The 9,687-nt window shown below is 66.6% G+C and carries 1 protein-coding gene; it reads left to right on the top strand.

What is annotated here, in order from left to right; translation table 11 throughout:
- Positions 1–74: 74 nt before the first annotated feature.
- On the top strand, positions 75–9,687 hold a 9,613-nt coding region (locus tag CKY51_RS20800; protein WP_152249856.1), incomplete at its 3' end, for a non-ribosomal peptide synthetase.

Consider the following 9,687-nt stretch of genomic DNA (forward strand, 5'->3'; position numbering starts at 1 on the left):
GGCGTCATGCGGCGCTGCCGTTGCAGCAGCACACACTCGACGACCACGACGTGCTCGCGGCGCTGAAAGCGTGCATGGATCCACAGCACGTGCGCTTGGATATCACCCAGGCGCCGCTGCTGCGCGGCCATCTGGCCCATGACCCGGCCAACGACCGCTGGCTGCTCGGCCTGCACACCCATCATTTGATCGTCGACCATACCTCGTTGGAATTGCTGGTCGATGAAATCCTGCTCCATCTGCAGGATCGCAGCACGTCGCTGCCGCCCGCCTTGCCGTTCCGCGACTTCGTGGCACAGGCACGGCTGGGCACGAGCGAAGAGACCCATCGACGCTTCTTCACCGAACAATTGGGCGATGTCCTGGCCCCAACCACGCCGTTCGGACTCAGCGAAGTACGTGGCGACGGTGCGGAGATCGAAGAAGCGTCATTGGCGCTGCCCGCTGCACTGTGCACTGCCTTGCGCGTGCAGGCGCGCCGGCTCGACGCCAGCGCGGCGAGCCTGTTCCACCTCGCCTATGCCTTAGTCCTGGCCCAGGCCAGCAACCAGGACGATGTGGTATTCGGCACCGCCTTGTTCGGCCGCCTGCAAGGGGGCAACGGCGCCGACCGCGTCATGGGCATGTTCCTCAACACCCTGCCCATCCGCCTGCAACGCGATGGCAGAAACGTGGTCGAGGCCGTCCGCCAGACCCAGCAGCAACTCGCGCAGCTGCTCCAACACGAACACGCAACCCTGGCGCTGGCCCAGCGTTGCAGCGGCATCCAGGCGCCCACGCCGTTGTTCACCGCACTGCTGAACTATCGCCATGTCGGCGGCCATGCAGCGCTTGCCACCGACGATCCTGCTGAGGATCCCTGGCATGGCATCGCCCTGCTGGAAGCGCGCGAACGCAACAACTATCCGCTGTCGTTAGCGGTGGACGACACCGAACAGAGCTTTCTGCTGACAGTCAAGGTCCAGCAGGGTTACGGCGCCGAGCGCATCGCCAGACAGCTGAACGACATTCTCCAGCAACTGGTCGACGCATTGGTGCAGACGCCAAGCCGGCCACTGCACGCCTTACCGCTGCTTCCGCGGCAACAGCACAACGCCCTACTGGGCCACGCCAGCACCAGCCCTGCTGTCAAAACACAGGCATGCCTCCATCATCTGTTTGCGCAACAGGTGGCCCGCACCCCTGACGCGATTGCACTGCGATCGGAGCTGGAACAGCTCAGCTATCATGCGCTGGATTGCCTCGCCAATACCCTGGCGCATCGCTTGATCGACGAAGGAATCGGCCCAGACGTCCGTGTCGCCGTCTGCATGGAGCGCTGCATTGCAGCAATCGTGGCCATGCTGGGCGTGCTGAAAGCGGGTGGTGCCTACGTCCCGCTCGATCCTGCGCTGCCGGCGGCACGTTTGCGCGACATGCTGGAAGACTGCTCGGCGCGCGCGATGGTCATCGAACACACGCTACCGACGTCACTACGCGACGGTTTGGCCTTGCCAACCATCGTCATGACTGAGGTTTCAGCGCACGCCGACGCGCGACAGCTGCCACCCGTGCAGATCGCCGGGCTGGGCCCACAGCACCTGGCCTATGTGATGTACACCTCCGGCTCCACCGGCCGGCCCAAGGCCGTCATGGTCACGCACCATGGCTTGGTCAATTACGCGCTGGCACTGATCGAACGCTGCGCGCTGCAGCCGGACGACACCTCGCTGGTGTTCACTTCGCTGCACTACGATCTGGCGCTCACCGGCGTCTACCCGCCGCTGCTATGCGGCGCCACCGTGCAGGTCTGCGACCCGGATAGCGGCCCGGCGGCATGGCTGCAGGCCGTGCGACAGGGGCGCAGCATCGCCCCACTCAAACTCACGCCCTCACACCTCGCGCTGCTGCAGCAGGAGGTGGGCGATGCCGACATTTCCCTGGACGGCTGCGTGCGTGCGCTGGTGCTCGGTGGCGAAGCACCGGCGCTCGATGCGCTGCGTTGGTGGCGCGCCAGAGCACCGAGTACCCGCATCTTCAATCACTACGGCCCGACCGAGACCACGGTCGGCTGCGTGATGCACGAGGTATGCGCCGATGACACGACGGTTCCGCTCGGCCGCGCACTTGCCGGCAACCGTCTGTACGTGCTCGATCGGCACATGCAACTGTCGCCCCGCGCCGCCACCGGAGAGCTGTATGTCGCCGGTGCCGGGCTTGCACGCGGCTATCTCGATCAGCCGGTCCTGACCGCCGAGCGCTTCGTGCCCGATCCGTTTGCCGCACAGCCCGGCCAGCGCATGTACCGGACCGGCGATCTGGCGCGCTGGTGCGACGATGGCACCGTCGCGTTCCTCGGCCGCAACGACGAACAAATCAAGCTGCGCGGCTTCCGCATCGAACCCGGCGAGATCGCCGCTGCTCTGCGCGCCTGCCCTGGCGTGCAGGATGCTCACGTGCAGTTACGCCAGGATGGCGCCGGCATGCCACGTCTGGTCGCCTATCTGGTGACCACGCATCCCGACGACGCAGACCCGTCTGCGCTGCGCCAAGCGCTGTCCGCGCGCTTGCCCGAGGCGATGCTACCGGCCGCCTATGTGCGCCTGGCCACGCTTCCGCTGACGAAAAACGGCAAGCTCGACCGCCGCGCGCTTCCTGCACCGGGCATCGCTGCATTGGCCGTGCAGGCCTACGCGGCTCCAGTGGGCGAACGCGAAACCCTGCTGGCTGCTCTATGGTGCGACTTGCTGGGCGTGGAACGGGTCGGCCGCCATGACAGCTTCTTCGCGCTGGGTGGACACTCGCTGCTGGCGGTGCGATTGATCTCGCGTCTGCGTAGCGCACTCGGCCTGGAATTGCCGTTGACCACGCTGTTTGCCAGGCCGCAGCTGGCCGAGCTGGCGAATGCGCTGGACGACGCAGGTCGCAGCAGCCTGCCGGCAATCGTACGCAATGCGCGAACCGAGCCGCTGCCGCTGTCGTTCGCACAGCAGCGTCTGTGGTTCCTGCAGCGACTCAATCCGCAGGCCGCGCTGGCGTACCTGATGCCAGGCGGCGTGGACCTCCATGGCACGCTCGACGTGGCAGCGTTGCAGTCGGCATTGGACCGCATCGTGGCGCGTCATGAAGCCCTGCGCACGATCTTCCCGGTCGCGGACGAGACTGCCGCCCAATGCATCCTGCCGGCAGACATCGGCCTGGCACTGCGCCGGATCGATCTACGCGCTGTGGAAGATCCGGATGCGGAAGCCGAGCACCATGCTGCACTCGAACGCGACACGATCTTCGATCTCGCGCGGGGCCCGCTGATTCGTGGCCGGCTGCTGCAGCTGGCGGACCAACGGTACCGCCTGCTGCTGACCATGCACCATCTGGTCAGCGACGGCTGGTCGATGGGACTGCTGGTACGCGAGCTGAGTCTGCTGTACGCCGCCTATGCGCAAGGTCAGCCCGATCCGCTCCCGCCGTTGTCCATCCAATACGCCGACTACGCGCGATGGCAGCAGCGTTGGATCACCGATGCGGTACTGGAACGCCAGCGCCGATTCTGGATCGCCCATCTTCAAGATGCGCCGGCATTGCTGGAACTGCCCTCGGATCGGCCACGGCCGGCATGCCAGGACCATCGCGGCGAGACGATCGAGATTGCACTCGACCCAGCGCTGACCACCCAGCTGCGCGTCCTCAGCCAGCGTCACGGCACCACGCTGTTCATGACCTTGTTGGCTGGCTGGGGCGTCCTATTGGCACGCCTGGCCGGGCAGGATCAGGTCGTCATCGGCAACCCGGTCGCCAACCGCACCCGTAGCGAACTGGAGCCGCTGATCGGGCTGTTCGTCAACACTCAGGCGCTGCACATCGACCTGCGCGGCAACCCCTCGGTTGCGCAGCTGCTGGCGCGCGTCCGCCACGCTGCCATCGCCGCGCAGGACCATCAGGAGCTACCGTTCGAACAGGTGATCGAAGCTGTCAATCCTGTGCGCAGTCTGGCCGCGCAGCCGTTGTTCCAGGCCATGCTGATCTGGCAGAACACTGCCGACGCCGACCTGCTGCTGCCGGGCCTCAAGTTGGCCCCACTCCCGTTGGCGGGCCGCGCTGCGAAGTTCGACCTGGAGCTCTCGTTGCACGAACAGCAGGACCGCATCGTCGGCAGCCTGGGCTACGCCACCGCGCTATTCGATCGCAGCACCATCGAACGCCAACGCGCGCAGTTCGTCCGGGTGCTCGGCGCGATGACCGCCGACCCACACACCTGCGTTGCACAGCTGCCGGTGTTGCCCGCCGGCGAGCGCGCTCGGCTACAGCGCTTCACTGTGACCGAGACGGCACCGGCGGCGCGAGCGCACTGTGTCCATCATCTATTCGACCTGCAGGTGCAGCGCACGCCCGAGGCGATCGCGCTGATCGAAGGTGAGCGCCAGCTCCGCTATGCCGAGCTGGAGGCCCGTGCCAACCTGCTTGCGCAGCGGCTTGTGGCGCTGGGTGTCGGCCTGGAAGACCTGGTCGCCCTCTATCTGCCGCGCGGTATCGCTCAGGTCGTGGCACTGCTGGCCACACTCAAGGCTGGTGCCGCCTATCTGCCGCTGGATCCGCAACTGCCCAGCGAGCGTTTGGCGTTTGTGCTGGACGACAGCCAGCCGCGGCTGGTGCTGACCTGCGATGACCTGCTGCAACGGCTACCGCGCGCAGGCAGCCTGCCGGGATTCGCCGTGTTGAATCTTGATGCGGACATGACGCTGGAAACCGACGCGCTGGCGCGGAACCCGGCGGCGCCCCTGGTGCCCGAGCTGTGCCCGGAGCATTTGGCCTACGTCATCTACACGTCCGGCTCCACCGGCCAGCCCAAGGGCACCTTGCTGACCCACGCAGGTGCAGCGCACTACCTGCAATGGGCCATCGAGACCTATCGGCCGCAGCCCAGCGCGGTGGTGTCGTCATCGCTGGCCTTCGATGCCACCTTGACCAGCCTGCTGGCACCTCTACTCTGCGGCGCCACGGTCGAGCTGTTGCCGGAACACGGTACGCTCGATGCGTTGCGGCAACGTCTGTGCGATCCCACGCCGCTCGGCCTTGTCAAGCTCACACCCGCGCATCTGGAAGTGCTGGGTCAACAACTGGTCGACCATCGCGAACCGCTCAGCCCAGCGGTGATGGTGATCGGTGGCGAGGCGCTGTCTGCTGCCACCCTGGCACGCTGGCAGACGCTCGCCCCGCACACCCGCCTGATCAACGAATATGGCCCGACCGAAACCGTGGTCGGTTGCGTCGTGCACGAGGCGACCGCAGACGATGCCACTGCAGCGAGTGGCCGCGTACCGATCGGTCACCCGATCGCGCATCTGCGCGTGTATATCCTCGATGCCTTTGGGCAACCGGCGCCGATTGGCGTCGCCGGCCAATTGCATATCGCCGGCCCGCAGCTGGCACGTGGCTATCTCGGTCGCCCTGCCCTGACCGCCGAGCGTTTCGTGCCCGATCCGTTTGCCGAGCGACCCGGCCAACGCATGTACCGCAGCGGCGACATCGGCTGCTGGCGTGCCGACGGCACGCTCGACTATCTCGGCCGCAATGACGAGCAAGTCAAGCTGCGCGGTCATCGCATCGAGCTGGGCGAAATCGCCGCAGCTCTGCGCGCGTGTGCGGGAGTCGAGGACGCGGCGGTGGTGCTGCGTGAGGACAGCATCGGTGAGCCTCGCCTGGTTGCGTACCTGGTCGGCGACGTCGATCAACACGTGGCCGCCGCGCTGAGCAGCCAGCTGGCCCCACGCCTGCCGGAGGTGATGCTGCCCAGCGCGTATGTGCACCTCGATGCACTCCCGCTGACCCCCAATGGCAAGCTGGATCGGCGCGCACTGCCGGCGCCAGAGACCGATAGATTCCCTGCTCAGGCGTATCTCGCGCCAGAAGGCGAGTTGGAAACCCAGCTTGCCGAGCTCTGGAGCGCGTTGCTTGGTGTCGAGCGCATCGGTCGCCACGACAGCTTCTTCGCCCTCGGTGGCCACTCGCTACTGGCTGTTCGGCTGGTCTCACGTATCCGCAGCGCACTCGGCCTGGAACTGCCGCTGGCCGCGGTGTTCGCACAGCCGCGCCTTGCCGACTTGACGCAGGCACTGCACAACGCTGCCATCAGCACGTTGCCGGCGATCGTGCCAGCCGACCGCAACGCTCCGCTGCCGCTGTCATTCGCGCAACAACGGCTGTGGTTCCTTGCCCAGTTGGACGCCCAAGCCGCGCTTGCCTATCTGGTCGCCAACGGCTTGCGCCTGCGCGGCAGGCTGGACCGCCAAGCATTGCGTCGAGCGCTGGATCGCATTGCGGCCCGCCACGAAAGCCTGCGCACCCGCATTGTGTTGCACCAGGACGAGCCCACCCAATGCATCGACAGCGAGACCACCGGCTTCCGACTGCACGAGCACGATCTCAGCACGCATCCCGATCCGCATCGCGAGGTTCGGCGCCTGGCCGAGCTAGAGACCCACACGCCGTTCGATCTGGCCCGCGACACCCTGGCGCGGGCGCAACTGCTCCGACTTGGCGACGAGGAGCATGTGCTGCTCGTCACCCTGCATCATCTGATCGCCGATGGCTGGTCGATGGGCGTGCTGATGCGCGAATTCAGCACGCTCTACCCAGCCTTCGTGCAGGGCCAGCCCGACCCTTTGCCGCCCCTGCCGATCCAATCGGCCGATATCGCGGTCTGGCAGCGCCGCTGGCTCGCTGGGGAGCGGCTGCAACACCAGCGTGACTTCTGGATCGACCATCTGCACGACGCCCCAGCCCTGCTGGAACTGCCCACCGACCACCCACGGCCCGCAGTGCAGGATGCGCGCGGCGAGACGCTGGAACTGGAGCTGGACGTCGCGCTCAGCGAGGCGTTGAGGGAACTGAGCCAACGTCATGGCACCACGCTGTTCATGACCTTGTTGGCAGCCTGGGGCGTGCTGCTGGCGCGGCTGTCGGGCCAGGACCAGGTCGTGATCGGGACGCCGACCGCCAACCGGACCCGCAGTGAGCTGGAGCCGCTGATCGGCTTGTTCGTCAACACGCAGGCGCTGCACATCGACCTGCGTCGTCGTCCGTCCGTCCGCGCATTGCTGGCCCAGGTCCGCGCCACCGCGCTGGCTGCGCAAGCGCACCAGGACCTGCCATTCGAACAAGTCATCGACGCCCTCAATCCACCCCGCAGCCTGGCTCACCATCCGGTGTTCCAGGTCATGTTCGCGTGGCACAACATGCCGGACAGTCGCATCGAGCTGCCCGGACTGGCAGTCGACGCGCTGCCACTGTCATCGGCGATGCTCAAGTTCGATCTCGATCTGGCGCTGCAGGAACAAGATGGCGTCATCGTCGGCCGGCTGGCGTATGCCACCGCACTGTTCGACAGCAGCACCATTGTGCGTCACCTGGCGCAGTTCATGCAGGTGTTGCGCGGCATGGTCGCCGATGCAGATGCCTGCGTGACCCGACTGGCGCTGGTGTCGCCGGAGGAACACGCACAGCTGGCAAGCTTCAATGTCACCGCGGCCTCGCTGCAAGAGCCCGATTTCCTCCACCAGCAGATCGCAGCGCAGGCGCAGCGTACGCCCGATGCCATCGCCGTGATCGACGGCCAGACCGAACTCAGCTACGCAGCACTCGATACCCGCGCCAACCAGCTCGCGCATCATCTGATCGGCGTGGGTGTGACGCCAGAACGTGTCGTCGCCATCTGCCTGCCGCGCGGCAGTGCCCAGGTCATTGCCCTGCTGGCCATCCTCAAGGCCGGTGCCGCCTATCTGCCACTGGATATCGAGGCACCAGCCGCCCGGCTGCACGCGATGGTGGCGGACGCCGGCGCGCAAGTCGTCATCGCAGACAGGCAGGCCGCAACGCTGTTCGGACCTTGCAAGGATCTACGGCAGGTCTGCATGGACGAAGAGTCGGTGCCGTGGGCTTGCGGACCGGCCCACGCCCCCGATGTGCCGTCCCTGCACCTGCAGCATCCTGCCTATGTCATCTATACGTCCGGCTCTACGGGCCGGCCCAAGGGTGTCGTCATTCCGCACCATGCGCTGGCGGCCTTCTTCGGCGCCCTGCAGACTCAGCTGCCACTGACGCCCCATGATCGTTTGTTGGCCGTCACCACGCTCGGCTTCGACATCGCCGGCCTGGAACTGTTCGCGCCGCTGGTGCACGGTGCCTGCGTCGTCATCGCGGCCCCGGACCTACGCGATCCGGCGGAATGGATGCAACTGCTGGCCGCACAGCGCATCTCGGTACTGCAGGCCACGCCGACGTTCTGGCAGCTGTTGCTCAATGCCGGCTGGCAGAGCACCCCGAACATGCGCTTGCTCTGCGGTGGAGAGGCCTTGCCGCAGGATCTGGCGCAACGTCTGCGGGCCGGCGGTGGCCAGCTGTGGAATCTGTATGGCCCCACCGAAGCCACCATCTGGGCCAGCGCGCATCCGGTGCGGAGCAGCGACGCCGGCAGCATCGTGCCGCTGGGCCGGCCATTGCCTGACACCCGCCTGCAGGTACTGGATGCGCATGGCCGGCTGTCGCCCATTGGCGTCGCGGGCGAACTCGTCATTGCCGGGCCGCAATTGGCGCGTGGCTATCTGGGCCGTCCCGACCTGACCGCCGAACGCTTCGTACCCGACGCATTCGCCACGCAGCCGGGCCAGCGCCGCTACCGCAGCGGCGATCTGGCACGTTGGCGCGCCGATGGCGTGCTGGCGTATCTGGGCCGCAGCGATCAGCAGATCAAGCTGCGCGGTTTCCGCATCGAGCCTGGCGAAATCGAAGCGGCGTTGCGCAGCTGCGATGGCATCCGCGAGGCGGCGGTCGTCGCACGTGCAGATGGCGATGACCGGCGGCTGATCGCCTATCTGGTCGGCGGACAGGTCCCGAGCGCCGAGCGCCTACGTGCCGTTTTGAGCACGCGCTTGCCCGAGTACATGCTGCCCTCCGCCTATATGCAGCTGGACGCACTGCCGCTGACGGCAAACGGCAAGTTGGACCGCCGTTCGCTGCCGGCGCCGGACCTCGAAGCAGTGGCCGTGCAGCCCTATGCTGCACCCAGGGGAGAGATGGAAGCGCAGCTGGCCGAGCTCTGGGGTGAGCTGTTGCATGTCGCGCGCGTCGGGCGCCACGACAACTTTTTCGCCCTCGGCGGCCATTCGCTACTGGCCGTGCGGTTGGTCTCGCGCATCCGCAGCGCACTTGGCCTGGAGCTGCCATTGGCGGCAGTGTTCGCCCAGCCAGACCTCGCTGGTCTGGCTCAGACCTTGCACAACGCCGCCGCCAGTACGTTGCCGGCGATTGTGCCCGCCGATCGCAGCACTCCCCTACCGTTGTCCTTTGCCCAACAACGCTTGTGGTTCCTCGCCCAGCTCGATGCCCAAGCCGAACTGGCGTACCTGATGCCGCATGGGCTGCGGCTGCGAGGACGATTGGATCGCGAGGCCCTACGCCAGGCCCTGGATCGCATCGCCGCCCGTCATGAAAGCCTGCGCACCCGGATCGTGCTGCACCAGGACCAGCCGACCCAGCGTATCGACAGCGATGGCATCGGCTTCCGACTCACCGAGCGCGCTCTCGGCACGCATCCCGAACCGCACAGCGAAGTCCGGCGACTGGCCGAGCTGGAAAGCCAAACGCCGTTCGACCTGGCGCACGACACCCTGGCCCGTGCGCAGTTGGTGCATCTCAGCGAAGACGAACATGTCC

Origin of the sequence: Xanthomonas maliensis, assembly GCF_009192945.1 — a bacterium.
Classification (GTDB): domain Bacteria; phylum Pseudomonadota; class Gammaproteobacteria; order Xanthomonadales; family Xanthomonadaceae; genus Xanthomonas; species Xanthomonas maliensis.